25 protein-coding genes are annotated in these 26,272 nt (G+C 63.2%); 6 read left to right on the top strand and 19 right to left on the bottom strand.

What is annotated here, in order from left to right:
* The first annotated feature begins 72 nt into the window (after positions 1-72).
* Positions 73-747, top strand: coding sequence for a helix-turn-helix transcriptional regulator (locus CAER_RS0120455; protein ID WP_027237123.1), 675 nt, complete (start codon positions 73-75; stop codon positions 745-747).
* Between the two features lie 236 nt (positions 748-983).
* A complete protein-coding gene (locus CAER_RS0120450) occupies positions 984-1,619 on the top strand; it encodes a DUF998 domain-containing protein (protein ID WP_051357819.1) in 636 nt (211 codons plus the stop codon).
* A 93-nt stretch (positions 1,620-1,712) separates the two neighbouring features.
* Here CAER_RS0120450 and CAER_RS0120445 read toward each other — a convergent pair whose 3' ends face one another.
* The 5 genes from CAER_RS0120445 to CAER_RS0120425 form a co-directional block, all read right to left on the bottom strand.
* Entirely contained in the window at positions 1,713-2,564 is an 852-nt protein-coding gene (locus tag CAER_RS0120445) for a GNAT family N-acetyltransferase (protein WP_027237121.1), read from the bottom strand.
* 42 nt (positions 2,565-2,606) lie between these two features.
* Complete coding sequence (locus CAER_RS0120440) at positions 2,607-3,713, bottom strand: ABC transporter ATP-binding protein (protein ID WP_027237120.1); 1,107 nt, start codon at positions 3,711-3,713, stop codon at positions 2,607-2,609.
* Positions 3,714-3,935: 222 nt separating this feature from the next.
* A complete protein-coding gene (locus CAER_RS0120435) occupies positions 3,936-4,985 on the bottom strand; it encodes a methyltransferase domain-containing protein (RefSeq protein WP_027237119.1) in 1,050 nt (349 codons plus the stop codon).
* A gap of 188 nt (positions 4,986-5,173) precedes the next feature.
* Positions 5,174-6,295, bottom strand: coding sequence for a hypothetical protein (locus tag CAER_RS0120430; RefSeq protein ID WP_027237118.1), 1,122 nt, complete (start codon positions 6,293-6,295; stop codon positions 5,174-5,176).
* Positions 6,296-6,305: 10 nt separating this feature from the next.
* Positions 6,306-7,085, bottom strand: coding sequence for an SDR family oxidoreductase (locus CAER_RS0120425; RefSeq protein ID WP_027237117.1), 780 nt, complete (start codon positions 7,083-7,085; stop codon positions 6,306-6,308).
* Between the two features lie 205 nt (positions 7,086-7,290).
* Here CAER_RS0120425 and CAER_RS0120420 point away from each other — a divergent pair, with 205 nt between their 5' ends.
* Positions 7,291-8,316: a Hint domain-containing protein gene (locus CAER_RS0120420; RefSeq protein WP_027237116.1), complete on the top strand. Its 1,026-nt coding sequence runs from the start codon at positions 7,291-7,293 to the stop codon at positions 8,314-8,316.
* A gap of 89 nt (positions 8,317-8,405) precedes the next feature.
* Here the strand turns inward: CAER_RS0120420 and CAER_RS0120415 are convergent, their stop codons facing one another.
* Positions 8,406-10,013: an ATP-binding protein gene (locus CAER_RS0120415; RefSeq protein ID WP_027237115.1), complete on the bottom strand. Its 1,608-nt coding sequence runs from the start codon at positions 10,011-10,013 to the stop codon at positions 8,406-8,408.
* Between the two features lie 180 nt (positions 10,014-10,193).
* On the opposite strand from CAER_RS0120415, the gene CAER_RS0120410 reads away from it, so the two are divergent.
* The 3 genes from CAER_RS0120410 (at position 10,194) to CAER_RS0120400 (ending at position 13,884) form a co-directional block, all read left to right on the top strand.
* Positions 10,194-11,801, top strand: coding sequence for a peptide chain release factor 3 (locus CAER_RS0120410; RefSeq protein WP_027237114.1), 1,608 nt, complete (start codon positions 10,194-10,196; stop codon positions 11,799-11,801).
* A gap of 298 nt (positions 11,802-12,099) precedes the next feature.
* Entirely contained in the window at positions 12,100-13,500 is a 1,401-nt protein-coding gene (locus tag CAER_RS0120405; protein WP_027237113.1) for a DEAD/DEAH box helicase, read from the top strand.
* A gap of 204 nt (positions 13,501-13,704) precedes the next feature.
* Positions 13,705-13,884, top strand: a complete 180-nt coding sequence (locus CAER_RS0120400) for an RSP_7527 family protein (RefSeq protein ID WP_027237112.1) — start codon at positions 13,705-13,707, stop codon at positions 13,882-13,884.
* An 86-nt stretch (positions 13,885-13,970) separates the two neighbouring features.
* On the opposite strand, the gene CAER_RS0120395 is transcribed toward CAER_RS0120400, so the two are convergent.
* From CAER_RS0120395 to nuoH, 13 genes are all read right to left on the bottom strand, one after another.
* Positions 13,971-14,195 (bottom strand): hypothetical protein, encoded by a 225-nt coding sequence (locus CAER_RS0120395; protein ID WP_154667798.1) that lies wholly within the window; start codon positions 14,193-14,195, stop codon positions 13,971-13,973.
* Between the two features lie 267 nt (positions 14,196-14,462).
* Positions 14,463-14,735, bottom strand: coding sequence for a hypothetical protein (locus tag CAER_RS0120390; protein ID WP_027237110.1), 273 nt, complete (start codon positions 14,733-14,735; stop codon positions 14,463-14,465).
* Between the two features lie 164 nt (positions 14,736-14,899).
* Positions 14,900-16,567 carry a ribonuclease J gene (locus tag CAER_RS0120385; RefSeq protein WP_027237109.1) on the bottom strand — a complete coding sequence of 556 codons (1,668 nt, stop codon included), beginning with the start codon at positions 16,565-16,567 and terminating at the stop codon, positions 14,900-14,902.
* Entirely contained in the window at positions 16,564-17,346 is a 783-nt protein-coding gene (locus CAER_RS0120380) for a type III pantothenate kinase (protein ID WP_027237108.1), read from the bottom strand. Before CAER_RS0120380 ends, CAER_RS0120385 begins: the two co-directional genes overlap by 4 nt.
* Positions 17,347-17,358: 12 nt before the next feature.
* Positions 17,359-18,105 carry a biotin--[acetyl-CoA-carboxylase] ligase gene (locus CAER_RS0120375; protein WP_027237107.1) on the bottom strand — a complete coding sequence of 249 codons (747 nt, stop codon included), beginning with the start codon at positions 18,103-18,105 and terminating at the stop codon, positions 17,359-17,361.
* A 70-nt stretch (positions 18,106-18,175) separates the two neighbouring features.
* On the bottom strand, positions 18,176-19,615 hold the full coding sequence (nuoN, locus tag CAER_RS0120370; protein ID WP_027237106.1) for an NADH-quinone oxidoreductase subunit NuoN: 1,440 nt from the start codon (positions 19,613-19,615) through the stop codon (positions 18,176-18,178).
* A gap of 15 nt (positions 19,616-19,630) precedes the next feature.
* On the bottom strand, positions 19,631-21,178 hold the full coding sequence (locus tag CAER_RS0120365) for an NADH-quinone oxidoreductase subunit M (protein WP_027237105.1): 1,548 nt from the start codon (positions 21,176-21,178) through the stop codon (positions 19,631-19,633).
* The gene (gene nuoL / locus CAER_RS0120360) at positions 21,178-23,307 is read right to left on the bottom strand and encodes an NADH-quinone oxidoreductase subunit L (protein ID WP_027237104.1); all 2,130 of its coding nucleotides are present in this window, start codon (positions 23,305-23,307) and stop codon (positions 21,178-21,180) included. The genes CAER_RS0120365 and nuoL overlap by 1 nt, the downstream gene beginning before the upstream one ends.
* 6 nt (positions 23,308-23,313) lie before the next feature.
* Positions 23,314-23,619 carry an NADH-quinone oxidoreductase subunit NuoK gene (gene nuoK / locus CAER_RS0120355; protein WP_008553673.1) on the bottom strand — a complete coding sequence of 102 codons (306 nt, stop codon included), beginning with the start codon at positions 23,617-23,619 and terminating at the stop codon, positions 23,314-23,316.
* 4 nt (positions 23,620-23,623) lie between these two features.
* Positions 23,624-24,226: an NADH-quinone oxidoreductase subunit J gene (locus CAER_RS0120350; RefSeq protein ID WP_027237103.1), complete on the bottom strand. Its 603-nt coding sequence runs from the start codon at positions 24,224-24,226 to the stop codon at positions 23,624-23,626.
* Positions 24,223-24,624 carry a carboxymuconolactone decarboxylase family protein gene (locus CAER_RS0120345; protein WP_036797832.1) on the bottom strand — a complete coding sequence of 134 codons (402 nt, stop codon included), beginning with the start codon at positions 24,622-24,624 and terminating at the stop codon, positions 24,223-24,225. The genes CAER_RS0120350 and CAER_RS0120345 overlap by 4 nt, the downstream gene beginning before the upstream one ends.
* A 106-nt stretch (positions 24,625-24,730) precedes the next feature.
* Positions 24,731-25,225 carry an NADH-quinone oxidoreductase subunit NuoI gene (gene nuoI, locus CAER_RS0120340; RefSeq protein WP_027237101.1) on the bottom strand — a complete coding sequence of 165 codons (495 nt, stop codon included), beginning with the start codon at positions 25,223-25,225 and terminating at the stop codon, positions 24,731-24,733.
* A 3-nt stretch (positions 25,226-25,228) separates the two neighbouring features.
* Entirely contained in the window at positions 25,229-26,266 is a 1,038-nt protein-coding gene (gene nuoH, locus CAER_RS0120335; protein WP_027237100.1) for an NADH-quinone oxidoreductase subunit NuoH, read from the bottom strand.
* Between the last annotated feature and the right edge of the window lie 6 nt (positions 26,267-26,272).

The raw sequence follows: 26,272 nt of genomic DNA, 5'->3' as shown, positions 1-26,272 counted from the left end.
CCTTGGGGCTGCGCCGCTCCCGGGCGGGCGCAGCCCTTGACCTCCTCCCTCCCCCGCGCGAAGGCTAGGGCCATGCGCCGCACCGACCGCCTTTTCGAAATCATCCAGATCCTGCGCGACGGGAAGCTGCACCGCGCCCAGGACATCGCCGAACGGCTGGAGGTTTCCACCCGCACCATCTACCGCGACATGGACACGCTGATGGCCTCCGGCGTGCCGGTGGAGGGTGAGCGCGGCGTCGGCTACATGGTGCGCGAGCAGATCAGCCTGCCGCCGCTCACCCTGACGCCGGAGGAGCTGGAGGCGCTGAACCTCGGCATGGCCATCGTGGCAGAGGCCGCCGATCCGGACCTCAAGGCCGCCGCCCAGTCGCTGGCGGCCAAGGTGGATGCGGTGCTGCCGGAGCAAACCATCGCCGAGGCCGACGCCTGGAAATTCGCGGTCTACCCGTTTGCGGACGCGGCGCGCGCCCTGGCCCACATGCCGGCGCTGCGGGCCGCGATCAAAGCCCGCCAGAAGCTGCAGCTGAGCTACCGCCGCATCGACGGCACCCTGACCGAACGCAAAATCCGCCCGCTGCACATGGAATACTGGGGCCGTGTCTGGACCCTGACCGCGTGGTGCGAAACGCGGCAGGATTTCCGGGTATTCCGGGTCGACCTGATCGAAAACGCACAGGCCCTGCCCGAGCTGTTCGTGGATGAACCCGGCAAACGTCTGCAGGACTACGATCCATACGGCTCCTAAGGTCCTCTCTTCTTCTGGCCGAAAATATCCCGGGGGAGCCGCCACAGGCGGCGAGGACAGCGCCCCCCTGTCCCAGCTCATAGCTTTCACGCCGGGTCTCAGGTCCGCCTCAGGACTGTACGCAGCGCCGCGGAACATCCGGGCGGGCTCACACAGCGCGGCTTGCACCGCGCAGACGCGGAACACTTGGCCTGCCTGCTGCGTTGAGATGCTGACAGCACCAGGAGCCCGCGCCGATGTCCCAATCCCCGCTTCCCCCTACCCTGCATATCGCCCCCACCCTGATCACTCTGCTCGCCGCCTATGCCGTCCTCGGCTGTTTGCTGCTGGCTGGTTCGGTGATAGCCGCCGATTTCGTCGTGCCGGACCATGACTGGGTCGCGGACACGATCAGCGACCTTGGCGCGGGGCGCTATGAATTCATCGTTGATTCGGGGCTCTATGCCTTCTCCGCCGCGCTGGTGGCCATCGCTGTTGCCGCCTCCCATGTGCATCTGGGCGGCCGCGGCTGGAGTTTCGGAATCGTCGCTTTTGCGCTGATGGGGCTGATTGTCTTCCTGGTCGGCGCGCGCAACGAATACGGCGACAGCGACAACGAGGGCGTGGTGATCCACATCTACCTCGTCTACGCACTGGGGGTGCTGATGGCGGTCGCGCCCTGGGTGATGGCAGGTGCGGCGGGTCAGATGGGCCAAGGCTACACCCGGATGCTGCGGGCCATTGCAGTGATCTGGACGCTGACGGCGCCGGTGTTCTTTTTCCTGCCCACCGGCATCGACGGCGTGTACGAGCGCGGCCTGGGCCTGCTGGCGATCGTGGCCGTCTGCACCATGGCGCACTTGCTGCTGCGGTACGGGCGCGCGTTGCGCTGACAGCTGCCGCACCAGCAGTCGATGTGCTGGGGCGGCGTTTACCTTTGTGCAAATACTCCGGGGGGGCCGCCAGCGGCGGCGGGGGAGCGCCCCCTAGCCGAGTTCGAAACTTGTCACGCCGAAAATCAGGTCCGTCTCCAGCTGCGGCGCGGCGCCCCGGTACATCCGGGCGGTCTCAAAAACCGGCGCCAGCCCGAGGACGCGCGCCATGTCCACCGCCGCAGAATGGGGTTCCGGCACATCCAGGAACACCTCCTGCCCGGCCGGCAGCTCCTGCAGCAGGCGCGCCAGCACTGCCTCCGCCGCCGGACGGGAGGCCGCCACCAGCGGCCCGATCTTGCAGCCGCTGCCGCAGGGCCGAAGGGTGCCGAACCCGGCAAAGTCCCCATCCTGATACGCGGCAAAGGAGTGGTGCCCCTCCGCCCCCAGCCACTGCTGCCAGAAGGCCCGGCGCGGTGCCGGGAAAACGCGGGCGTCCAGCGCCTCCAGCTCCGGCGTGGGGGCACTCAGCGGGGACAGTTCAAAATCCGCAGACGCCTCCGGCCTGCCGGCAGGCACCCCGCCAAAGCGGATATTGCGGTACGCCAGCTCAAAGCCTGAGCGGCAGTAATTCCCTTGCTGATCCACCACCCCGTCAAGGCCGACAACCCGGTCCCCGGCATGTTCCAGCGCGTTCTGCCACAGCGCATAGCCATAGCCCTGCCCGCGGTATTCCGGCGCCACGATGTAGAAGCCGAGGAACGAAAACGCCTGCCCGTAATTCACCACTGAGATGCAGGCGATCATCCGCCCGTCCAGGAAGCCGCCCCAGAATCCTTCGGGATCAACGCTGGCAAAGCATGCCGCATCGCTGTGCCCTGGGTTCCAGCCTTCGCGCGCGGCCCAGTCCACAGCGGTCTCGATTTCCGCAGGCGCCAACGCCCGGATCTGATAGCTGCCCTGCATCTGCACCTCCTGTTTCACCGGGTGCAGAATGCCCCTTGAACCTCAGGCGGGAAAGACGAAACAGCGGTTGCGGCGCACTGTCAGCCACATCACCCGGCCCTTTTCCGGCAGGAAGACATTCGGCACCGTCGCCTTAAGGACTGAGCCGTCGAAGTCCATGCGGAACTCGACCAGGCTTTCGCTGCCCAGGAAGCGGGCACGCTCCACTACTGCGCGCGCGGCAACGCCATCGCTGGGAGTGGGCAGCGGCCCCTGGCCGCCGCGGTCGAAGTCGATGCGCAAATGCTGCGGGCGGAACACGATCTCCACCGCGGTGCCATCGGCCACCCCCGGCGCGAGGAACTCGCCAAAGGCGGTGCGCGCCAAGGCGCCGTTCACCTCGGCCTTCAGCACGTTCACGTCGCTGAAGAACGCCACCGCCGCCTTGTCCACCGGGTGAGTATAGACGTTGTAAGGCGCGCCCTGCTGCACGATCTTGCCGCCCCGCATCAGGGCGATCTCGTCGGCCATCCGCATCGCCTCTTCCGGCTCATGCGTGACCAGCAGGACGGCAGCGTCCTCTTCCTTCAAGAGGCTCAGCGTCTCATCCCGGATGCCGTCGCGCAGCCGGTTATCAAGGCCCGAGAACGGCTCATCCATCAGCATGATCCGCGGCCTGGGCGCAATCGCGCGCGCCAGCGCCACCCGCTGCTGCTCACCGCCCGAGAGCTGGTGCGGGTAGCCGTCGATAAAGCGCTTGAGCGACACCCGGTTCAACAGCTCCTCCACCCGCGCGCGCTTCTCGTCCTTGCTGCCCTTCAGGCCAAAGCCGACGTTGTCAGCAACGCTCAGGTGCGGGAACAGGGCAAAGTCCTGGAACATCAGCCCGATCTTGCGCCGCTCCGGCGGCACCCGGAACACAGTGTCACAGATCAGTTTGCCATCGACATAGATCTCGCCGCTGTCCTGCATCTCCACCCCGGCGATCATCCGCAGCGTGGTGGACTTGCCGCAGCCCGAGGGCCCCAAAAGGCAGGTCACCTGCCCTGCCTGGATCTGCAATGAGACATCGTCGACCACCGCGCGGCCCTCGAAGAAGCGCCGGATATTGCGGATCTCCAGCCGCGGCGGGGCCATGGTGCTGTGCATCTCGGCGGGGGCAGTGTTCATGAGGCCTCGGGGCTGTTTCCGATGAAAACGCTTGGGTTCACGCCGGGATAGCAACCCTGCTCAGCCGCCGCAAGCGGTCAGAAAAGCAGCAGACGGTCAAGAAACCACGCTGAGGGCGGCGTCCGTCCGAGGGCGGGGAAGCGAAGCGTCCGCCCGTGCGGGCGGACGGACGCTGCCCGGCGGTGCCGCCGGGCGGTAGATTTCAATTGCGAATGGACCGTTCTAACAACACCCTGCCGCGGCGCCGTTCTGCTCCAGCCCGTTGAAAGGCGAATTGCCGCCGCACCCCTCGAAAATCCCATAGTGGGTCTCGAACGAGCCGATGAACTCGAAATGCGGCGCCAGGCGAGTGTCCTGCAGCATCATCCATGTATTGCCGCAGACCGGAAACACCTTGCCCGCCTCGATGATGTGGTGGTCGTCCAGTGCAAACACATGCGGCGCGTGCTCGATTGTGCCTTTATAGATCACCGCCTGGCCGTAATCCTCGCAGGCGGGCTCCAAGGCAGGCAGCTTGAACAGCCGGTAGGTGGCTGACAGAAACTTGAGCGGCTGCACTCGCTTCTCCAGCACCGGATTTTCGATGGTCAACAGGCGCGAGGTTACCATCCGCGGGTCCTTGAACCCGGATTCCGTGGCGATGCTCAGGAAGTCATTCCAATACAGCGCGCCGGACAGGCATTCGCCATAGAGCACCTCATCCTCCGCCATCACCTGCGGCACCCGGCGGTCGGCGTAGACGTCGGAGAAATACATCTCCCCGCCCTCTTTCAGCAGATGATGCGCGCCGCGCAGCACAGCGCCCTTGTCGGTGGCCAGGTTGATCACGCAGTTGGAGACGATGATGTCAAAGGAGCCCGGCTCCAGGTCCAGTTCCTCCAGCTTTTCAATATAGCCGTGGTGGAACTCGACATTCGGCTTGGCATAGCCAAAGGCCTCGGCGTGGTAGTCCTGATGGCGCCGCGCCACCTCCAGCTGCGCCGGGGTCATGTCGACACCCACCACCTTGCCATGCTCCCCCACCAGCGCCGACAGCGCATAGACATCGCGGCCCGCACCGCAGCCCAGATCAAGGATGCGCGCGCCCTCCAGCGCCTCCGGCGCGATCAGGCCGCAGCCGTAATAGCGGGTCAGCACCTCGTCATGGATCTTGGATAGAACCGCCTTCACATGGTCCGGCACATCGTCCGGCGTGCAGCAGGCGTTGGTCTGGAGATCGCCGCTGCCCTGCAGCACCTCGCCGTAATAGGTCTGCACGTTTTCATGTTTCATGGAGGCGCCTTTCCTGATGGTTCCGGACCATTGGGATAGCGCCCCCCAAGCACCCGGGCAATCGGGCTGGCGGGAAGTCTGACGCAAGTGTGATTGAGTGTGCGATACAAAGCTCTGAGGACAGTGCCGGTCCGCGGACGGGCGCTGCCCGGCGTGCCGCCGGGCGAACGAGGAGTGTGTACGTTAACTCACCCTTCCGGCAGCAGCTCAAACGCTGCCTCGGCGCGTACCTTGCCGTTCACCATCAGCTCGATCCGGTGCGGTCCCGGCACCAGCTTGAAGGTCGTCGCATCGCCTTTCAGCTTGTGCTTCTTTCCAAGCTCCAGCGTGCCGCCGGCGATCCGTGCCTGTTTCAGCTTAAACACCTTAGCCGAAGCCTTGCCGCCAGGGCGCTGGAAATGCAGGATATAATCCACAAGCACCGGCGCGTCGGCAGCGCCTTCCAACCGACAGGAGAGATCCAGCGCTTCGCCGATGCGCACGGCTTCCGGAACAGTGACAGACGCATCCAAGATCAGTTCCGGGTCATACCCCAGCATCGCCATCGCCCGCGGATGGCCCGCCTTGACCAGCCCGCGCAGGGCGTGGGAGGTCATCCAGTCCAGCTCCTTGCGGTCCTGCTGGCCAGCCTCGCGCCAGCCCTGCAACCGGTCCACCACCAGGTCCGGATCCTTCTTGGCAATGTCATTCAGATGGTTGGCTACCGAGCGGGTGACATAGCGCGTGCCGTCCCCGTGCAGCCGGTCCAAAAGCGGCAGCGGCTCTGCCAGTTGCAGCCCCACCGCTTCACCCCAGGGCAGCCGCGGGCGGGTGCCTTCACTGACCAGCCGCCGCACATGATAACTGCTGTGTCCGGCCCAGTCGTTCATCCGTTCCAGCACCTCCGCGGGCCAGCGGTTCAGGAACGGCCGGATCGCCCATTCCATCGAAAACCGCTGGGTGATCTCTTCCAGCAGGTCCAGCGACAGATCCCGGTGCGCCTCAAGCCCCCGCGCGGCGACATACTCCCCCAAGGGGGCAAAGATGAAATCGCCAAAATCATCATCCGTCTTATCCGGGTCCAGCGGCGGCGGCAGCGCTTTCACCAGCACCGGCGCTGCCTCCGGCAACGGGTCCGGCAAGTGATCCGCCAGCACCTGCGCAATCAGCGTGATCCGCTGCTTCAGCTCCAGCGCCGGCAGCTCCGCCATCACCTGGGCTTCAAAGGTTTCAGCATCAAACCCAGTCTCAGCCGCGGAAAAAAGGCCCGCCAGATAGCGGACCTTGCCGCGGTTGAACAGCTGATCCTTCAGGGAAAAACCGCTGGCCATGCACGGCTCCTTACATCGTGGTGTTGGTGGCGCCGCCGTCCAGCAGGATGTTCTGCCCGACCATGAACCCCGCATGCTGCGAGCACATGAAAGCACAGGTCGCGCCGAACTCCTGACGGGTGCCGTAACGGCCCGCCGGGATGGTGGCACAACGCTGCGCCTTGGCGTCCTCCACCGAGATCCCCTGCGCCTTCGCGGCTCCTCCGTCCAGCGCCTCTGCCCGGTCGGTGGCATGAATGCCCGGCTGCAGGTTGTTGATGATGACGCCCTTTCCCGCCACCTGCCGCGCAGTGCCCGCGACATAGCCGGTGAGGCCCGCCCGCGCCGCATTCGACAGCCCCAGCACCGGGATCGGCGACTTGACCGAGACTGAGGTGATATTGACCACCCGCCCCCAGCCGCGCTCCATCATGCCCGGCACCAGCGCCTTGATCAGCGCAATCGGGGTCAGCATGTTGGCATCCAGCGCCTTGATGAAATCCTCGCGGTCCCAATCGGTCCACATGCCCGGCGGCGGCCCGCCCGCATTGGTGACCAGGATGTCCACGCCCTCAGCCGCATCCAGCACCTGCTGCTGCCCCTCCGGCGTGGTCACGTCGGCGGCCACCGTCACCACATCCACGCCATAGGCGTCACGGATCGCCTGCGCCGAGGCCTCCAGCGCCTCCGCCCCGCGGGCATTCATCACCAGGTTCACGCCTGCCTCCGCCAGCGCCTCGGCGCAGCCCAGACCCAACCCCTTGCTGCTGGCACAGACCAGCGCGCGCTTGCCCGAAACACCCAGATCCATTGTCGTCCTCCCTCGGGAATCTTCACCGTTCGCGCGGAGCTTGCACTGACCGCCCCGCGAAAGCCAGCCCCGCGCGCCCTGCCCCAAACGTTAACTGGTCGGAAAATCCGCCTCTTCCGGACCGTTTTCTGCCACATTTCTGCGGCAAATCTATTGGACAGCGCCCCGCACGGGCCCACAGTGGGAACGAAACACAAAGCCGCTCATGGGACAGACCTTGACCGCCAGCCTCACCTCCGTCCAGGCCTGCCTGGCCGAGCATTTCCGTGCCGAATGCGGCGCCAATGCAGGCGACCCGCTGGGCGTGCTCGAGGATCTGGTGCTGGATGACGTCTACATGCTCGATGCCGCCTCTGCACAGCGGCGGCTGGGCATCGCCGCCCATCACGACGGCAGCCTCTCCATTGCGGAGAACTCCGCGCTTGGCACCCCCGGCGCCGCGCTGCACCTGGATTGCCTGCTGACCCTGATGCCCGACCGCGGCCCCAACACCGAAACCCTGGTGATGGTGGAGGCCGACGCCGAAGGCTACATCGCTGGCATCTACCTGGTGCCGCTCGCCCCCTTGCAGCCGCAGATGCCCTATACCCTGGTCAAGGCTGAGCGCGAGCCTGCCCGGCGCAAGCTGGCGCAGTCGGCCTGCGTCTCCTTTACCCGCGGCACCTGCATCACGCTGTCCACCGGCGCGCAGCGCCCCATCGAAGACATGCGCCCCGGCGACCGCGTCCTCACCCGCGACGACGGCATCCAAGAGGTGCGCTGGGTCGGCCAGTCCACCCTGCGCGCGGTCGGCGATCTGGCCCCGGTCCTGATCCGCAAGGGCGCCTTGAACAACGCCCGCGACCTGATCGTCAGCCCCGCCCACCGGCTGATGGTCTACCAGCGCAGCGACGAGATCGGCGCCGGCGCCCCAGAGATCCTGGTCCGCGCCCGCGACCTGGTGAACGGCGACAGCGTGGTGGTGCTGGACGGCGGCTTTGCCGATTACTTCCAAATCCTGTTCGACCGCCACCACATCATCTACGCCGAGGGCATCGCCGCCGAGAGCACCTTCCTCGACCCCGTCACCCGCCCCGCGCTGCCGGAGGATATCTGGGTCACGCGCTCAGCACACCAGCACGCCCCCCTGCCCGCCGCCCACAAGCGCGGCGCCCATGGGCTGGATGTGAGCCGGTCACTCTTGGACCGGCCTGATGCGGTGGGGCTGCTGAAGCGGGCTTCGTTGCGGTAGGTGCTCAATGAGGCCCCGGCCTGCCAATCCGCTGTGCCTTCAAGCGCCGCCTGATTTGCTCCGCGAAAGTTGAAGTCCTGATCAGGGTGTCACCGCAAAATGCGCTCCAGCAGTTCATGCCGGCGGAACGGTTTTGAGAGGAAGTCGTTCATGCCTGCAGCCAAACAGGCTTCGACATCGCTGGGTTGCGCGTTGGCGGTCAGTGCAATGATCGGACATTCCGGCAGCTCAGCTTGCTGTTCATGCTCGCGTATCAGGCGCGTTGCTTCCAGCCCGCCAAGGACGGGCATGGACAGGTCCATCAGGATCAGGTCACTGCCATCGGCCTTGTAGGCATCCAGCGCAATCTGGCCATTTCCGGCGAAACGAAGCTCGGCACCGGTCGATTTCAGCATCTTGCGAACAACCAACTGGTTGGTTCTGTTGTCTTCGGCCACCAGAATGCGCATGCCCGAAAGCGCCTCTGGCGGCATTCTGGGAACCGGAATGCCGGATTGAATGTTAAGCGCGGTCCTGTGAGCCTGGGAACGGACCGCCGCCGAGGTGCTTGCCTGTTGTGCAGCGCGCCAGTCCGGCTGCGGCAGATCCAAGCCCACCGTAAAGACCGACCCTTCGCCGGGCATGGACGATGCGGTGATTGTGCCCCCCATCCGCTCCACCAGCGCCCGGGTGATCGCCAGCCCCAGGCCGGTCCCCTCAATCACACGCGCAGCGCGGCGGTCGACCTGTTCGAACGCGGAAAAGATCCACTTAAGCTGAGTTTTCTCAATCCCTATGCCGGTGTCGCTGACCTGAATGCGCAGGGGCAAGGTTGCGGCCCCGGGATCATAGGTGACGCTGACGCACACATGTCCGTCTTCGGTGAATTTGATCGCGTTGCCCAGCAGGTTCATCAGAATCTGGCGGATCTTGCTGGCATCGCCGGTAAATTCGCGGGGTGCGTTGTCGGGGTAATCCGTGCGCAGTTCAATGCCCTTGTAGGCGGCTCTGGCCCACAGCAGGGTTCCAACATCCTGAACAAGCTCCAGCAGTGAAAACGGCGCGTCGTGAAGCGATATCTTGTCGGCCTGGATCTTGGAAAAGTCGAGCACGTCATTGATGACACTGAGCAACGCAGTCGCCGAGTTGAAGATCGTGTCTGCAAACAGCTGCTGCTGCTCGTCCAGTTCCGTCTCCTTCAGCAACTCACAGATTCCGATGATTCCATTCATCGGCGTCCTGATTTCATGGCTCATATTGGCCAGAAACCGCTCCTTGGCCTGGCTCGCCTCCTCGGCCTTATCGAGGGCCAGTTTGGTGAGCTCCAGGGCCTCGTCCCGCTCCCGTTCCGATGTGACATCAGACGAGGAGCCGACCAAGTAAGTCAGGCGGCCATCCTTGTTAAACACCGGCCGCAGTGTCGTGCTGAGGTATTTGGCCTTATGCTCCGTGGGAAGGACAATGTCATATGTCGCCTCCTCGCCGCTGCTGATGACTGCCAAATGATGGTTCAAGGCGCGGCGGCCGGTCGCCCCGCCATAAAGCTCAAGCGCCGTCTTGCCTGCGTAATCACTGTACTTGAACTTAGTGAACTGCCGCGACTTAGTATTCATGGCGACATAGCGCGGCAACCCGTCTTTGCCCACCTCCAGGACGATCACGGCAAGTTCAACTGCGTCCAGAATTTCAAAATGATCGGAGAATTCACCCAGTTGCACGTGCCGGTCCTAAAACGGATAAGTCTATAAGTTCCTGTACCACACAGGCCTAGCGTAAACGTTACAGAAAAAGCGTTAGCAAAATACAGGCAAGACAGAATTCGGTCCTGTCCAGCGGCCAGGATACGGGGACAGCCGTTTTCCTTGCCTCTTTCGCGGTTTGTGGATACAGCCACCCGCATGTTGGACACCGCTGCAAACCGCCCCGAACTGCCGCCCGAAATAGCGCGGCGCCGGACCTTTGCGATCATCTCGCACCCGGACGCCGGCAAGACCACGCTGACTGAAAAGTTCCTGCTGTACGGCGGCGCGATTCAGATGGCCGGACAGGTGCGCGCCAAGGGTGAGGCGCGGCGCACGCGCTCGGACTTCATGCAGATGGAGAAGGACCGCGGGATCTCCGTCTCCGCCTCGGCGATGTCTTTTGATTTCAGCGGCTTCCGCTTCAATCTGGTAGACACGCCCGGCCACTCGGACTTTTCCGAGGACACCTACCGCACCCTGACGGCGGTGGATGCGGCGGTGATGGTGATAGACGGCGCCAAAGGTGTGGAAAGCCAGACCCAGAAGCTGTTCGAGGTCTGCCGCCTGCGCGACCTGCCGATCCTGACCTTCTGTAACAAGATGGACCGCGAGAGCCGGGACACCTTTGAAATTATTGACGAAATCCAAGAAATGCTGGCGATCGACGTGACCCCCGCCAGCTGGCCTATCGGGGTGGGCCGCGATTTCATCGGCTGCTACGACATGCTGCGCGACCGGCTGGAGCTGATGGACCGCGCCGACCGCAACAAGGTGGCGGAAAGCATCGAGATCAACGGCCTGGACGACCCCAAGCTGGCCGAGCATGTGCCGGAGCATCTTCTGGAAAAGCTCTTGGAAGAGGTTGAGATGGCGCGCGAGCTGCTGCCCGCCCTGGACCCGCAATCGGTGCTTGAGGGCCACATGACGCCGATCTGGTTCGGCTCCGCCATCAACTCCTTCGGCGTCAAGGAACTGATGGACGGCATCGGCAAATACGGCCCCGAGCCGCAGCCCCAATCCGCCGAGCCCCGTCAGGTCAGCCCGGAGGAAAAGAAGGTCGCCGGATTTGTCTTTAAAGTTCAAGCCAATATGGACCCCAAGCACCGCGACCGGGTGGCGTTTGTGCGGATGGCAAGCGGCCACTTCAAGCGCGGCATGAAACTGACCCATGTGCGCACCAAAAAGCCGATGGCGGTGTCCAACCCGGTGCTGTTCCTGGCCTCCGACCGGGAACTGGCGGAAGAAGCCTGGGCCGGCGACATCATCGGCATCCCCAACCACGGCCAGCTGCGCATCGGCGACACGCTGACCGAGGGAGAGGCGATCCGGGTGACCGGCATCCCGTCGTTTGCGCCGGAATTGCTGCAAGGCGTGCGCGCCGGCGACCCGATGAAGGCCAAGCATCTGGAAAAGGCGCTGATGCAGTTTGCCGAGGAAGGCGCGGCCAAGGTGTTCAAACCCTCGATCGGCTCCGGATTCATCGTTGGTGTCGTCGGGCAGCTGCAGTTTGAGGTACTCGCCTCCCGGATCGAGATGGAATACGGCCTGCCGGTGCGGTTTGAAGCGAGCCAGTTCACCTCGGCCCGCTGGGTCAGCGGCGACAAGGCGGCGGTGGACAAGTTCACCAACGCCAACAAGCAGCACATCGCCCATGACCACGATGGTGACATCGTCTATCTGACGCGGCTGCAGTGGGATATCGACCGGGTGGTGCGGGATTATCCCGACCTGCACCTGACCGCGACCAAGGAAATGATGGTCTGACAAGAACGCCCGGCCTTCCGGGCGTTCTTCCTTGCATCCTTCTGCGGCCGCCAGCAGATTCGCCGGCCCGGCCGCAGCACCGCAATTGCCCTGGACACTTCCCGGATTCCGGGTGATTTGTTTCCTTTCTGCATAGCCAGCAGGCAAAAATACTGGAAAATCCGGCATTAATTGACGATGGCCCGGGATTTTGATATGCCCCGCAGCGAGCCGGAAGCTGCCATCCCGCATGACCTTTGCGGATCCGGCTGGAACACACACGCGCGGGCCAGGTCAGTGTCCGCAATGACGGACACAGATGACAAAATTTACCGATCTGAACCTGAATCCCAAGGTCCTCAAAGCTATTGAGGAAGCTGGTTACGAAACCCCCACGCCGATCCAGGCCGGTGCGATCCCGCCCGCGCTGGAAGGGCGCGATGTTCTGGGAATCGCCCAGACCGGCACTGGCAAGACCGCGTCGTTCACGCTGCCGATGATCACCCTGCTGGCCCGTGGCCGCGCCCGCGCCCGGATGCCGCGCAGCCTGGTGCTGTGCCCGACCCGTGAGCTGGCCGCCCAGGTGGCGGAAAACTTCGACACCTATGCCAAGCATGTGAAGCTCACCAAGGCGCTGCTCATCGGCGGTGTGTCCTTCAAGGAGCAGGACGCGCTGATCGACAAGGGCGTCGACGTGCTGATCGCCACCCCGGGCCGCCTGCTGGACCATTTCGAGCGCGGCAAGCTGCTGCTCACCGGCGTGCAGATCATGGTGGTGGACGAGGCCGACCGGATGCTCGACATGGGCTTCATTCCGGATATCGAACGCATCTTCTCGCTGACGCCGTTCACCCGCCAGACGCTGTTCTTCTCCGCCACCATGGCGCCGGAGATCGAGCGGATTACCAATACCTTCCTGTCGGGTCCGGCCCGCATCGAAGTGGCCCGCCAGGCCACCGCGTCGGAGACCATCGAACAGGCAGTGGTGCAGGTCAAACCGTCGCGCCGCGACCGCGAGGGCAGCGAAAAGCGCACGGTCCTTCGCGCGCTGATCGACGGCGAGGGCGACAAGCTGACCAACGGCATCATCTTCTGCAACCGCAAGACGGACGTGGATATCTGCGCGAAATCGCTGAAGAAATACGGCTATGACGCCGCTGCCATTCACGGCGACCTGGACCAGAGCCAGCGGACCAAAACGCTGGACTCCTTCCGTGACGGAGCGTTGCGCATCCTGGTGGCTTCGGATGTGGCCGCCCGCGGTTTGGACGTGCCCAGCGTCAGCCATGTGTTCAATTTCGACGTCCCGGGCCATGCCGAGGACTATGTCCACCGCATCGGCCGCACCGGCCGTGCCGGCCGCGAGGGCAAGGCAATCACCATCTGCACGCCGCGCGACGAAAAGGCGCTGGATGCAGTGGAGAAGCTGATCCAGAAGGAAATCACCCGTCTGGAGAACCCGGTGAAAACGGAGCCCAAACGGGAAAAGCCGTCCCGCTCCGCCAAGCCGGACACTGCCAAGCCGGAGAGCGCCAAGCCGGAGGCCAAGGCAGATGCTGAGGCGCGCGCACCCCGCAAGGAGGACAAGCCCGCGCAGAAGCCCGAGCGCTCCTCGTCGCGCGGGAAATACGGCAAGCGCGACGACAAGGCCGTGGTTGGCATGGGCGACCACCTGCCGAGCTTCATCGCGCTCAGCTTTGCCGAACGCCGCGCCAGCTGACCAGCGCCACAGAATATTTCGGGGCCGCTCCTTTTGGGGCGGCCTTTATATTTGCGGCGCCTGCGGCTGCGGCCATGCAGATGCAGCATGAGGACCTTTGCACTTGCAGCATACCGGGTCTTCGAACTTGGCCAGTGTCAGCCCGCGGCAACGGGCGTATAGGAAACGCAACACTGAAACGCGCCATTGATGATGGGCTGAGCCATGAACACCAAAGACACCCAAACCCTGACCATTTCCCATTTCCAGGCCATCGAGGCCCGCGCCCACGAGCTGCGCGCAGAGGCCTTTGCCAACATGATGCGCAGCCTGTTCCGCGCCCTGTTCCGCGCCCCGCGCAAGGTGGTCTCCTGCCCCAGCTGCGCCCGTCCGCTGCACGGCTGAGGCGCCCGCCGGTTCCCGGCAGCAGCAGAAATATGAAAACGCCGCGCGCCCCAAGGGGCCGCGGCGTTTCCTTTTGGCAGCCTGTGTCACTGCTCCCGGTTCAGGAATTCAACGGGATTGAACACGTCCTCATAGGTCCCTGCATCCGCGTACCAGCCTTCAAAAAAATTCTCAGGCTTGGCGATTTCGAGCGCCCTGCTTGTCATGGCAATAATGGCCTCGGTGCCGTCGAAGCCCCAGGTCATCAGGACGCCGGGATCCGGGAGATACAGCCCCCAAACGGCTGAACTTGTGACGCTTTGCGGCAGCAAGTAGCAGGGCTCAGCCTTTCTGAATACCGAAAGCGGCACCGTGTCGCTGTAGTGCCTGAACTCATCCCAGGCTGTGACATGCCGGCAGCCGAAACAGGAGAGGAACTCCTGCACAACGGGCTCCAGTATGGCGGGCAGCCCGTCGTCCTCAGGCAGGTACAGCCGGTTTTCCTGGCAGTAGGCGGCCAGCCGCTTCTGCAGATCAATGCCGGCACGGTTCTGATAGCCGATACAGGCCAGCAGCCAGATCGCCAGGTAAACGTCACTTCAGGGCAGGTCCGGCGCGACAGACTGATGAACCTCCGCCCAGGAAACCGCGTCTCCGCGTGACTTAATCCTGTCACCGAAATTCTCCGGCCGGTCTTCGCAAGGAAGGACGCCTTCATAGATTTCGCTGCCAGCGCGAGAGACCAACATCTCCGCTTTCCGGATCCGGTAAAAGGGATGCAGCGCGACGAACACCTGGTCATAGATCCCTTCCCACCAGGTCAGGATGGGCACCCTGCAGCTGGGATGCTGGATCGCTCTGTTGCGCGTCATGATATCCGCACCTCGAAAACACTTGCTGAGGCAGTCTAATCGGGCGGCCGCCGGACGCAACAGCGCTGCGGGCCCGTCAGGGCGCGCGGCGCTCGGCCCAACGGGACCTGCTGCATTTTTGATGCGGCTTGGGCCGGGCGGGAGAACCGCCCTGCCCCAAAAGATCAGCGCATGCGGCTGACCACCACCGTGACCTCTGGCTTCTTGCCGATTTCGCTGAAAGCGCTCTGGCGGGCGATGCGGCGCAGTTCCTGCTCCAGCTTGTCGTCATCGCGCAGGGTCTTGGCCCCGGCGCGCATCAGGAACTGGTTCAGGTCTTCCTCCATCACGTCCACCAGGGCGGCCTTGGAGCTGCCGGTCTCGGGCAGGCCCTTGACGTCGCACCAGGGCTCGCCCAGCGGCTCGTCCTCTTCATCGAGGATCACAGTAACCACCACATGGCCATTCAGCGCCATGCGGATGCGGTCGCGGACAATGCCGTCCATGGCGCCGTATTTGACGGTGCCGTCCAGATAGGTGCGCCCGGTTTCGATCCACTCGGTCACCTTCGGCGCATCGCCGGTCAGGTCCATCATCATGCCGTTCACCACAACGGCGCTGGCAATGCCCTTTTCCTCGCCCAGGCGGGCGTGCTGACGCAGGTGGCGGTGCTCGCCATGCATCGGGATCAGCATCTTGGGCTTCAGCAGTCTGTGGATCTCCTCCAGGTCCGGGCGGTTGGCATGACCCGAAACGTGGTAGAGGCCGGAACTGTCGTCGACCACATCCACGCCCATTTCCGAGAATTGGTTGATGATGCGGATAACACCCTTCTCATTGCCCGGAATGGTTTTGGAGGAGAACAGGAACAAATCGCCCTCCTTCAGCTCCAGCCCGCGGTACTTGCCGCGCGCCAGCTGCGCGGTGGCGGCGCGGCGCTCGCCCTGGCTGCCGGTGGTGATCAGCATCAGGTTGTCGCGCGGCACATTGCCGGCGTCTTCGGGGCTGATCGTCTTGGGGAAGTCCACCAGAACGCCGGTCTCCACCGCCGCCTCGATCATCCGGCGCATGGCACGGCCCAGCAGGACCACGGAGCGGCCCGCCTTTACCCCCGCCTCCGCGAGGGTCTTCACCCGTGCGACATTGGAGGCGAATGTGGTGGCTGCGACCAGCCCCTTGGCCTCGGAGAACAGCTTGGTGATTTCCTCCGGCAGTTCCGCTTCGGAGCGGCCCGGATGCTGCGAGAACACGTTGGTGGAATCGCAGACCAGCGCCTGGACGCCGTCCTTGGCGATCTCTGACCACATCTCCGGGTCAAAGGGCTCCCCCACCAGCGGATTGGGGTCAAGCTTGAAGTCGCCGGTATGCACCACCCGCCCTGCCGGGCTGTCGATCACCAGTCCGCCGCTCTCCGGGATCGAGTGGCTCATGGGCGCAACACCGATGGTGAAGGGCCCGAGCTTGGTCACCTCGGGCCAGGCCTGCACGGTGTGCACATTGGCCGGATCGTGGCCAGCCTCCTCCATCTTGCGGCGCGCCAGATTGGCGGTAAAGGCGCGGGCGTAGACCGGCACGTTCAGATGCGCGTACATGTGGGCGATGGCGCCGATGTGGTCCTCGTGCCCGTGGGTGATGAAAATCCCCTCCAGCCTGTCGGCGCGGTCCTTGAGCCAAGTCATATCCGGCATGATCAGGTCCACGCCCGGGGTTGTGTCCATGTCGGGGAAGGTCACGCCCAGGTCAACCAGGACCAGCCGTTCCTGGCCCTGCGGGCCATAGCCATAGACATAGGCGTTCATGCCAATTTCACCCGCCCCGCCGAGGGGCAGGTAGATCAATCTTTCACTGCTCATGCGTCAGTACCATTTTCCTTGTTGTATTTATGGATGATCTGCAGCCCATGCATGGTGAGATCGTCCTCATATGCGTCGAACAGATCGGCAGATTGCTGGAACAAAGGCGCCAGCCCGCCTGTCGAGATCACTTTCATGGGCACGCCGCGCTCTGCCTTGATGCGGGTGCAGATTTCGCGGACGAGGCCGACATAGCCCCAGAACACGCCGGACTGCATGCAGGCCACAGTGTTGGTGCCGATGACATTTTCAGGTTTGGATATATCCACATGGGGCAGCGCCGCGGCGGCCTGGTGCAGCGCCTCCAGGCTGAGGTTCACGCCCGGTGCGATCACCCCGCCAACATAGGCGCCGTCCTCTGCCACCACGTCAAAGGTGGTTGCGGTGCCGAAGTCCACCACGATCAGATTGCCGCCATGGGCATCGAAACCGGAGACCGTGTTGACCAGCCGGTCGGGGCCGACGGCTGTGCCTTCGTCCACCCGCACTGCGACGGGCAGAAGGCATTCGGGTTTGCCCACCACCAGGGGCCGCGTGTTGAAATAGCGGTCCGCCAGCACACGCAGATTGAACACCACGCGCGGCACGGTAGAGGAGATGATCATGTCGGTGATATCCGCCTCGATCCCCTGCAGCCGCATCAGCGTGTTCAGCCAGACGTAATACTGATCAGCCGTGCGCTGCCAGTCGGTGGCAGTGCGCCACATGCCGACGAACTTCTCCCCGTCGTAGATCGAGAAAACGGTATTGGTGTTGCCGCAGTCGACTGCCAGAAGCATTGCTGCCCCTTCCTAGAAATAGATATCCGCCGCGGGAATGCTGACGCGGCCCTTGGCGGTGTTTAGGACAAGGTTGCCGCTGGCGTCCACCGTTTCAAAGGTGCCCTCGGTTTCTGACGACGCGGTCTTGGCAGTAATCACCTCGCCCAGCTTGGCTGCGCGGGCCAGCCATTCGGTGCGGATCGGCTCAAAGCCATAGGTCGCGAACTGCTGCTCGTACCGGGCAAACGCCTCGGCCACGGCCTCCAGGAATTCTTCCGGCGTGACCTGCACACCGGTCTCCGACAGCAGCGACACCGGGTAGACCGCGCCGGGTTCCAGCCATTCCTGCATCGGGGTCTCCACCAGGTTCACACCGATGCCGACAAACAGGTGGGTGACTCCCTGCCCGTTGCCCGCGCTTTCCAAAAGAATGCCAGCCAGCTTGCCGCCCTTCAGCAGCACGTCGTTGGGCCACTTCAGCGACAGGCCCTCGCTGCGGCCCGTGACCGCGACGCAGGCGTCGTAAACAGCCAATGCGGCGACAAAGCTGCGCAGCGCCGCCAGGTCCGGCGCGCCCTCAGGCCGCATTACCAGGGTGGCGGCGAAATTGCCCTTGGGGTCTTTCCAGTCGCGGCCGCGGCGGCCCCTTCCTTGCGTCTGGCGCAGGGCCAGGATCCACTCCGGCCCCGCCAGTTCCCCGGCGATGCGGGCGGCCTCATTGAGGGTGCTGTCCACCTCGGCAAGCACCCGTTTTCCATATCCTGCTGGCCAGCTCATCTGCGCTCCTCGAAAGTGCGAAAAGGCCCGGTCGCGTGACCGGGCCTTTTCAGCCTGCCTGAAAAGCAGATCAATTTACAAGGGTTGCTGCAGCAGCAGCCGCCGCAGTGTCGATACCGAACTGATAGACCAGCCCGACCAGCATCATCGCGGCTGAGGCCATCAGCGCTACGGTCAGCACCGGCGAGCCCTTCGCCTCCACATCGTCCTCGCCAGTGCCGAAGTACATGTAGAAGACAATCCGGATGTAATAGAATGCACCGATGACCGAGGCGATTGCGGAGGCCACGACCAGCCCCATCAGGCCCGCGTCGACGCCGGCTTTCCAAACGCCCAGCTTGGCAAAGAAGCCCAGCATCGGCGGCACGCCGGCCAGCGAGAACATCAGGATCAGCACCGCCAGCGCCTTGCCCGGCTCGCGCGCGGCGAACTGGTTCAGGGCCAGGATGTCGGTGACGGGCTTGCCATCCTTTTCCAGCATCAGGATGAAGGAGAAGGTGCCGATGTTCATGGTGACGTAGATCGCGAGATACACCAGCATCGCGGTGATGCCCGCTTCGGTACCCGCTGCCAGGCCGATCATCGCATACCCCATATGGGCGATCGAAGAGAACGCCATCAGGCGTTTGATGTCGCGCTGGCCGATCGCCGCGATGGCGCCCAGGAACATCGACAGCACCGACAGCACCACGATGATCTGCTGCCAGTCGGCAATGGCGCCGCCGAAGGCGTCGTGCAGCACGCGGGCAAACAGGCCCATAGCCGCAACCTTGGGCGCGGTGGCAAAGAAGGCGGTGACCGGGGTCGGCGAGCCTTCATAGACGTCCGGGGTCCACATGTGGAAGGGCACCGCCGAGACCTTGAACGCAAGACCCGAGATCATGAACACCAGGCCGAACAGCATGCCGATGGACATATGGCCCTGCTCGGCCACCTGGATGATGCCTGCGAACTGGGTGGTGCCGGCAAAGCCGTAGACCAGCGAGGCGCCATAGAGCAGCAGGCCGGAGGACAGCGCGCCCAGCACGAAGTACTTGAGGCCCGCCTCGGTCGACTTGACGCTGTCGCGGCGCATGGCGGCGACGACGTAAAGCGACAGCGACTGCAGCTCCAGCCCCATATAGAGGGACATCAGGTTGCCCGCGGAAACCATCATCATCATGCCGACGGCGGCCAGTGCCACCAGAATCGGGTATTCGAACCGCAGCATTCCGCGGCGGGCCATATAGTCCTGCCCGACCAGCAGCACCGCAGCGGCGCCCAGAAGCAGCGCCACTTTGGCAAAGCGCGAGAAGCCGTCGTCGATGAACATGCCGCCAAAGGCGGTCTGAGTGCCCGCAGGGCTGGAGGCGATCCAGAATGCCACCGCGGCCATCAGTGCTGCCGTGCTCCAGACCAGCGGGGCCGCCAGCTTGTCCTTGGTGGTGTAGACCGCGCCAATCAGCGCAGCCATGGCGTAAAGCGCCAGAACGATCTCTGGCAGGATTACAGTAAGATCAGCTTGGATCATCTGCCTGATGCTCCCTTAATGCGAAGCAATCTGGGTGGCTGCCGAGGTGTCGGCCGCTGCCAGAGACTGGTTGAAGTTTGCAATCAGCGCCTCGGTCGAGGGACCGATAACGTCGGTGACCACTGCCGGATAGACGCCCAGGATCAGTGTCATGGCAACCAGCGGCGCAAAGACGAAGCGCTCGCGCGCGGACATGTCCTTGATGCCCATCAGGCTGCCCTTGATCAGGTCGCCGAACACCACGCGGCGGTAGAGCCACAGCGCGTAGCCGGCCGAGAAGATCACGCCGGTTGCCGCCACCGCGGTCACCCAGGTGTTTTTCTGGAAGGCGCCCATCAGGGTCAGAAATTCACCGATGAAGCCCGAGGTGCCCGGCAGGCCGACGTTGCCCATGGTGAAGAACATGAACACCAGCGCATAGGCCGGCATCCGGATCACCAGGCCGCCGTAGGCGTCGATGTCGCGGGTGTGCATCCGGTCATAAATCACGCCGACGCAAAGGAAGAGCGCGGCGGAGATGAAGCCGTGCGACAGCATCTGGAAGATGGCGCCGTCGATGCCCTGCTGGTTGGCGGCAAAGATGCCCATGGTGACAAAGCCCATATGCGCAACCGAGGAATAGGCGATCAGCTTTTTCATGTCTTCCTGCACCATCGCCACCAGCGAGGTGTAGACGACGGCGATGGCCGACATCCACAGGACCACATCGGTCATCACGTCCGCGCCCACCGGGAACATCGGCAAGCTGAAGCGCAGGAAGCCGTAGCCGCCCATCTTCAAGAGGATCGCCGCCAGCACCACGGACCCCGCGGTCGGCGCCTGCACGTGTGCGTCCGGCAGCCAGGTGTGCACCGGCCACATCGGCATCTTCACCGCGAAGGAGGCAAAGAACGCCAGGAACATCAGCGTCTGCGCGCCGCCCACTATGTGGACGCCCAGCACGTCGAACGACGCCGCAGAGAAGTTGTGGGTCAGCAGGGTCTCAATATCGGTGGTGCCGGCATCCACATACATGAACACCATCGCCACCAGCATCAGAACCGACCCGAAGAAGGTATAGAGGAAGAACTTGAAGGATGCGTAGATCCGCTCCTTGCCGCCCCAGATGCCGATGATCAGGAACATCGGAATGAGGCCCGCCTCGAAGAACAGGTAGAACAGCACCAGGTCCAGCGCCATGAAGACGCCCAGCATCAGCGTCTCCAGCAGCAGGAAGGCCACCATGTATTCCTTCACCCGGTCCGTGACCGACCAGCTGGCCAGGATGGTCAGCGGCATGATGAAGGTGGTCAGCATCACGAACAGAACCGAGATGCCGTCTACACCCATCTTGTACTTGAGGCCAAAGATCCACTCCCGGTCCTCGACAAACTGGAAGCCGGTATTGGCGGGATCGAACTCGAAATAGATGCCAAGGCTCACCAGGAAGGTGATCGTGGTGGCAAAAAGCGCAACAAACTTGGCGTTGCGCTGCGCCGCCTTATCCTCGCCGCGCAGGAACAGGGCCAGGATGGCCGCCGCGAGCGCCGGAATGAAGGTGACAATAGAAAGGAGATTGTCCATCAGTGCGCTCCTCCGCCGATCGACATCCAGGTGACCAGGGCTGCGATGCCCAGCACCATCCAGAAGGCATAAGTAAAGATGTAACCGGACTGTGCCCGGCCCGCGAGGCGGGTAAAGAAGGGCACGACACCCATGGCCAGGCCATTGAGGAAGCCGTCGATGGTGCCGCCGTCGCCGCGCTTCCAGAAGAAGCGTCCGATTGCCAGAGCGGGCTTCACAAAGATCACATTATAGATCTCGTCAAAGTACCACTTGTTCAGCAGGAACAAGTACAGCGGACGCTGCTGTTCAGCCAGGCGTTTCGGCAGCGACGGGTTCCAGATGTAGAACCACAGCGCCAGCACCAAGCCGCCCAACATCGCCATGAACGGGGACAGTTTCACCCATTTCGGCGCTGCATGCGCGTCTTCCAGGATGTGGTTGTCCGGTGCGATGTACAGCGCACCCTCGCCCGGCTGGCCGGCAAACACATAGTGGTGCTCGCCCGCTGCCGCGGCTTCGCCGTGGCCGGCGTCCTCGCCGTGTGCAGCCTCTTCGCCATGCGCGGCTTCCTCGCCTTGACCTGCCTCTTCGCCATGTGCGGCAGCAGAAGCTTCGGCCACCGGGATGCCATAGAACTTGCCGACCTGATCGGCGTGGCCGAAGAAGCTGCTGTACCAGATCATGCCTGCGGTGACCGAGCCAACGGCCAGCACGCCCAGCGGCACCAGCATGGTCCAGGGGCTTTCATGGGCGTGGTCGTGGGTGTGCTTGTCACCGCGGGCCTCGCCGTAAAAGGTCATGAAGATCAGGCGCCAGGAGTAGAAGGAGGTCATGAAGGCCGCGATCACCAGCGCCCAGAAGCCGAACATAGAACCGCCTGCATAGGCGCTTTCGATGATCGCGTCCTTGGACACGAAACCGGCAAAGCCAACCCAGCCGCTGAGCGGGACACCCACACCGGTAATCGCCAGCGTGCCGATCATCATCGCCCAGAAGGTATAGGGGATCTTTTTGCGCAGCGCGCCATAGTTCCGCATGTCCTGCTCGTGATGCATCGCGTGGATCACCGAACCGGCGCCCAGAAACAGCATCGCCTTGAAGAAGGCGTGGGTGAACAGGTGGAACATGGCGGCGGAATACATGCCGACGCCTGCGGCCACGAACATGTAGCCCAGCTGCGAGCAGGTCGAATAGGCGATCACGCGCTTGATGTCGTTCTGCACAAGCCCGACGGTTGCCGCGAAGAACGCGGTCGCAGCGCCAAGAACGGTGATGAAGGCCGCGGCCTCTGGCGCGAACTCGATCAGCGGCGACATGCGGCAGACCAGGAACACGCCCGCGGTCACCATGGTTGCGGCGTGGATCAGCGCCGACACCGGTGTCGGGCCTTCCATCGCGTCCGGCAGCCAGGTGTGCAGCAAGAGCTGCGCCGATTTGCCCATCGCACCGACAAACAGCAGGAAGGCAATCAGGTTTGCCGCGTTCCATTCAGTCCACAGGAAGGACACTTGAGTTTCCGCAAGCGTCGGCGCCGCGGCAAAGATGTCTGCCAGGTTGATGCTGTCTGTCAGGAAGAACAGACCGAAGATCCCCAGCGCAAAGCCGAAGTCGCCAACCCGGTTGACGATAAACGCCTTCATCGCCGCGGCATTCGCCGAAGGCTTGCGGTAGTAAAAGCCGATCAGCAGGTAGGAGGCAACGCCCACGCCTTCCCAGCCGAAGAACATCTGCACCAGGTTGTCGGAGGTCACCAGCATCAGCATCGCGAAGGTGAAGAACGACAGGTAGGCAAAGAAGCGCGGCTTATAGCTCTCGCCCTCTTTCCACTGCGGGTCATGGTCCATGTACCCGAAGGAGTAAAGGTGCACGAGCGAGGACACCGTGGTGATCACGATCAGCATGATCGCGGTCAGCCGGTCCAGCCGGATCGCCCAGGAGGTCGACAGCGAGCCGCTTTCGATCCAGCGGAAGATCTCGATGTTCTGGGTCACCCCGTCAAAGGACAGGAAGACGATCCAGCTGAGCAGCGCCGACAGGAATAAGAGCGCCGTAGCCGTCACAGTGGCGGCTTTCTCGCCGATCATCTTGTGGCCGAAGCCGCAGATCACGGCCCCCACCAGCGGGGCAAAGAGGAGGATGGTTTCCATGTTTCTTTAGCCCTTCATCACGTTGACGTCTTCGACGGCGATGGTGCCGCGGTTGCGGAAGAAGCAGACCAGGATCGCAAGGCCGATGGCGGCCTCAGCCGCAGCCACGGTCAGCACGAACAGGGTAAAGACCTGCCCCACCAGATCGCCCAGGAAACTGGAGAATGCGACCAGGTTGATGTTCACCGCCAACAGCATCAGTTCGATGCTCATCAGGAGGATGATCACGTTCTTGCGGTTCAGGAAGAGCCCGAAAATGCCGATAACGAACAGCGTCGCCGCGACGGTCAGATAATGTTCAAGTCCAATCATTGGATCACAGCCCCTGCCCCGGTTTCACGTCCTTGAGCTCCATCGCGGCAGCCGGGTCGCGCATCATCTGCGCAACCACGTCCTGGCGCTTTACGTCTGTGCGGTGGCGCAGGGTCAGCACGATCGCGCCGATCATCGCCACCAGCAGGATCAGGCCCGCCAGCTGGAACAGAAGGAAATATTGATCATAGATGATGAGGCCGAGCGCCTCGGTGTTGTGGCGGTCCGCAGGCACCGGATTGGCCAGCAGCTCAGGCGCCTTGTGCGCGGTTTCCCAGACGCCGAAGGCCATCACGAACTGCATCAGGATCACCAGGCCGATCAGCAAGGCGAGCGGCATGTACTTGGCCATCTCCGCCTTCAACTCGGCAAAATCCACATCCAGCATCATCACCACAAACAGGAACAGCACCGCGACCGCGCCCACATAGACGATGACCAGCAGCATGGCGACGAACTCCGCCCCCAGCAGCACAAACAGCCCGGCCGAGGAAAGGAAAGCCAGGATCAGCCACAGCACCGAATGCACCGGCTGGCGGCTGATCACGGTGAACAGCCCGCCGGTGATGGCGCTGATGGCGAAGAGGTAGAAGGCAAAAACGCTCATTTCTCATCGTCCTTGTTGTCGTCCATGACCGTCTGCGCCAGATCCAGCGCCCGGTTCATGGCCGGAATGCCGGCAAAAACCGACATCTGTCCGATCGTTTCCACGATCTCTTGTTTCTTGGCGCCGGCTTCCAAGGCATGGCGCACGGTCTGGCGCACCGCCGAGTCAGCCTGCGCGCCCTGGCAAGTCAGCCCGGCCAGCGTCAGCAGCAGCCGGGTCTTGGCATCCAGCCCGTCCTTGTTGACGGTGTTGCCGAACATCATTTCCATGACCTCTTTGGGCATGGTGGGCCACAGCGCCTCGAACTCCTTGAAGGCCTCGGAGGGCGAGAAGTTCTCCAGCGCCGGGTTGAACGCCTTGGCCATCTGCTGGGCCTGGGCCTGCATCTGTTCCATCATGGCCTCAAACGGATTGGGCGGCGGCTTGGTCACGTCTTTTCCTCCGGTCCAAGACTTTTCTGAAAAGTCTTGGCAAAAGTTTTCAGAAAACTTTTGCCTGGCAATTTCATCGGTACGGTGCGTCGATTTCCAGGTTGCGGGCAATCTCGGCTTCCCAGCGCTCGCCGTTGGCCAGGAGTTTCTCCTTGTCGTAGAACAGCTCCTCGCGGGTCTCGGTGGCGAACTCGAAGTTCGGGCCTTCGACAATCGCGTCCACCGGGCAGGCTTCCTGACAGAAGCCGCAGTAGATGCATTTGGTCATGTCGATGTCATAGCGCGTGGTGCGGCGGCTGCCGTCCTCGCGCGGTTCCGCGTCGATGGTGATCGCCTGCGCCGGGCAGATCGCCTCGCACAGCTTGCAGGCAATGCAGCGCTCCTCTCCATTCGGGTAGCGGCGCAGCGCGTGCTCGCCGCGGAAGCGCGGCGACAGCGGCCCCTTCTCGTGCGGGTAGTTCAAGGTGGCCTTGGGCGCGAAAAAATACTTCAGCCCCAGTTTGAAGCCGACCCAGAAATCCTGCAGCAGGAAGTATTTGGCGGCGCGGGTGTAGTCGATGTTTGCCATCGGTCAGCCTCCCACGGTCCAGCGGGCGAAGATGCCCCAGAACCAGTCAAATTTTGCAGCAAAGGATACGAAGACCACCCAGGCCAGCGAGAACGGCAGGAACACTTTCCAGCCCAGGCGCATCAGTTGGTCGTAGCGGTAGCGCGGGGTGATCGCCTTTACCATCGCGAAGAGGAAGAAGAAGAACGCCATTTTGCCGACCATCCACAGCACGCCATCCGGCAGGCCCGGGATCGGGGACAGCCAGCCGCCGAAGAACAGCAGGGTGGTCAGCGCGCACATCAGGAAGATGGCGATGTATTCCCCGGCCATGAACAGCAGGAACGGCGTGGCCGAGTATTCCACCTGGTAGCCCGCAACCAGTTCCGATTCCGCTTCGGGCAGGTCAAACGGCGGCCGGTTGGTCTCTGCCAGTGCCGAGATGAAGAACAGGAAGACCATCGGGAAATGCGGGATCCAATACCAGTTCAAAAGGCCCAGATCGCCGTCCTGCGCACGTACAATGTCGCCAAAGTTCATCGAACCGGTGGAGATGATCACGCCGATGATGATCAGACCGATGGAGACCTCGTAGGAGATCATCTGCGCCGCGGAGCGCAACGAGCCCAGGAACGGGTATTTCGAGTTCGACGCCCAGCCGCCCATGATCACGCCGTAAACTTCCAGCGAAGACACCGCGAAGACATAGAGGATGGCGACGTTGATGTCAGAGAGCACCCAGCCGTCGTTGAACGGGATCACCGCCCAGGCGATCATCGCCAGCACGAAGGAGGTCATCGGCGCCAGGATAAAGACGGTGCGGTCGGCGCCGGCCGGGATCACCACTTCCTTGACCACATATTTCAGCGCATCGGCCACCGATTGCAGCAGGCCGTAGACGCCCACCACGTTCGGGCCCCGGCGCATCTGGACCGCGGCCCAGATCTTGCGGTCCCCGTAGACGAGGAACAGGAGCGAGATCATCACAAAGGCAACAACTGCAAGCACTTGCGCCAGGATCAGAACAGCGATGCCGCCTGGAGTGTTAAAGAAATCAGCCATAGGTCC

The organism is Leisingera caerulea DSM 24564, assembly GCF_000473325.1.
Taxonomy (GTDB): domain Bacteria; phylum Pseudomonadota; class Alphaproteobacteria; order Rhodobacterales; family Rhodobacteraceae; genus Leisingera; species Leisingera caerulea.
The sequence above is the reverse complement of the archived record's forward strand: the minus strand, read 5'-3'. Positions and strand labels throughout refer to the sequence as shown.

Excerpts from the sequence above, each read along its gene's own strand:
- CAER_RS0120455 (WP_027237123.1), top strand. The coding sequence starts at position 73 with ATGCGCCGCACCGACCGCCTTTTCGAAATCATCCAGATCCTGCGCGAC.
- CAER_RS0120450 (WP_051357819.1), top strand. The coding sequence starts at position 984 with ATGTCCCAATCCCCGCTTCCCCCTACCCTGCATATCGCCCCCACCCTG.
- CAER_RS0120445 (WP_027237121.1), bottom strand. The coding sequence starts at position 2,564 with ATGCAGGGCAGCTATCAGATCCGGGCGTTGGCGCCTGCGGAAATCGAG.
- CAER_RS0120440 (WP_027237120.1), bottom strand. The coding sequence starts at position 3,713 with ATGAACACTGCCCCCGCCGAGATGCACAGCACCATGGCCCCGCCGCGG.
- CAER_RS0120435 (WP_027237119.1), bottom strand. The coding sequence starts at position 4,985 with ATGAAACATGAAAACGTGCAGACCTATTACGGCGAGGTGCTGCAGGGC.
- CAER_RS0120430 (WP_027237118.1), bottom strand. The coding sequence starts at position 6,295 with ATGGCCAGCGGTTTTTCCCTGAAGGATCAGCTGTTCAACCGCGGCAAG.
- CAER_RS0120425 (WP_027237117.1), bottom strand. The coding sequence starts at position 7,085 with ATGGATCTGGGTGTTTCGGGCAAGCGCGCGCTGGTCTGTGCCAGCAGC.
- CAER_RS0120420 (WP_027237116.1), top strand. The coding sequence starts at position 7,291 with ATGGGACAGACCTTGACCGCCAGCCTCACCTCCGTCCAGGCCTGCCTG.
- CAER_RS0120410 (WP_027237114.1), top strand. The coding sequence starts at position 10,194 with ATGTTGGACACCGCTGCAAACCGCCCCGAACTGCCGCCCGAAATAGCG.
- CAER_RS0120405 (WP_027237113.1), top strand. The coding sequence starts at position 12,100 with ATGACAAAATTTACCGATCTGAACCTGAATCCCAAGGTCCTCAAAGCT.
- CAER_RS0120400 (WP_027237112.1), top strand. The coding sequence starts at position 13,705 with ATGAACACCAAAGACACCCAAACCCTGACCATTTCCCATTTCCAGGCC.
- CAER_RS0120390 (WP_027237110.1), bottom strand. The coding sequence starts at position 14,735 with ATGACGCGCAACAGAGCGATCCAGCATCCCAGCTGCAGGGTGCCCATC.
- CAER_RS0120385 (WP_027237109.1), bottom strand. The coding sequence starts at position 16,567 with ATGAGCAGTGAAAGATTGATCTACCTGCCCCTCGGCGGGGCGGGTGAA.
- CAER_RS0120380 (WP_027237108.1), bottom strand. The coding sequence starts at position 17,346 with ATGCTTCTGGCAGTCGACTGCGGCAACACCAATACCGTTTTCTCGATC.
- CAER_RS0120375 (WP_027237107.1), bottom strand. The coding sequence starts at position 18,105 with ATGAGCTGGCCAGCAGGATATGGAAAACGGGTGCTTGCCGAGGTGGAC.
- nuoN (WP_027237106.1), bottom strand. The coding sequence starts at position 19,615 with ATGATCCAAGCTGATCTTACTGTAATCCTGCCAGAGATCGTTCTGGCG.
- CAER_RS0120365 (WP_027237105.1), bottom strand. The coding sequence starts at position 21,178 with ATGGACAATCTCCTTTCTATTGTCACCTTCATTCCGGCGCTCGCGGCG.
- nuoL (WP_027237104.1), bottom strand. The coding sequence starts at position 23,307 with ATGGAAACCATCCTCCTCTTTGCCCCGCTGGTGGGGGCCGTGATCTGC.
- nuoK (WP_008553673.1), bottom strand. The coding sequence starts at position 23,619 with ATGATTGGACTTGAACATTATCTGACCGTCGCGGCGACGCTGTTCGTT.
- CAER_RS0120350 (WP_027237103.1), bottom strand. The coding sequence starts at position 24,226 with ATGAGCGTTTTTGCCTTCTACCTCTTCGCCATCAGCGCCATCACCGGC.
- CAER_RS0120345 (WP_036797832.1), bottom strand. The coding sequence starts at position 24,624 with ATGATGGAACAGATGCAGGCCCAGGCCCAGCAGATGGCCAAGGCGTTC.
- nuoI (WP_027237101.1), bottom strand. The coding sequence starts at position 25,225 with ATGGCAAACATCGACTACACCCGCGCCGCCAAATACTTCCTGCTGCAG.
- nuoH (WP_027237100.1), bottom strand. The coding sequence starts at position 26,266 with ATGGCTGATTTCTTTAACACTCCAGGCGGCATCGCTGTTCTGATCCTG.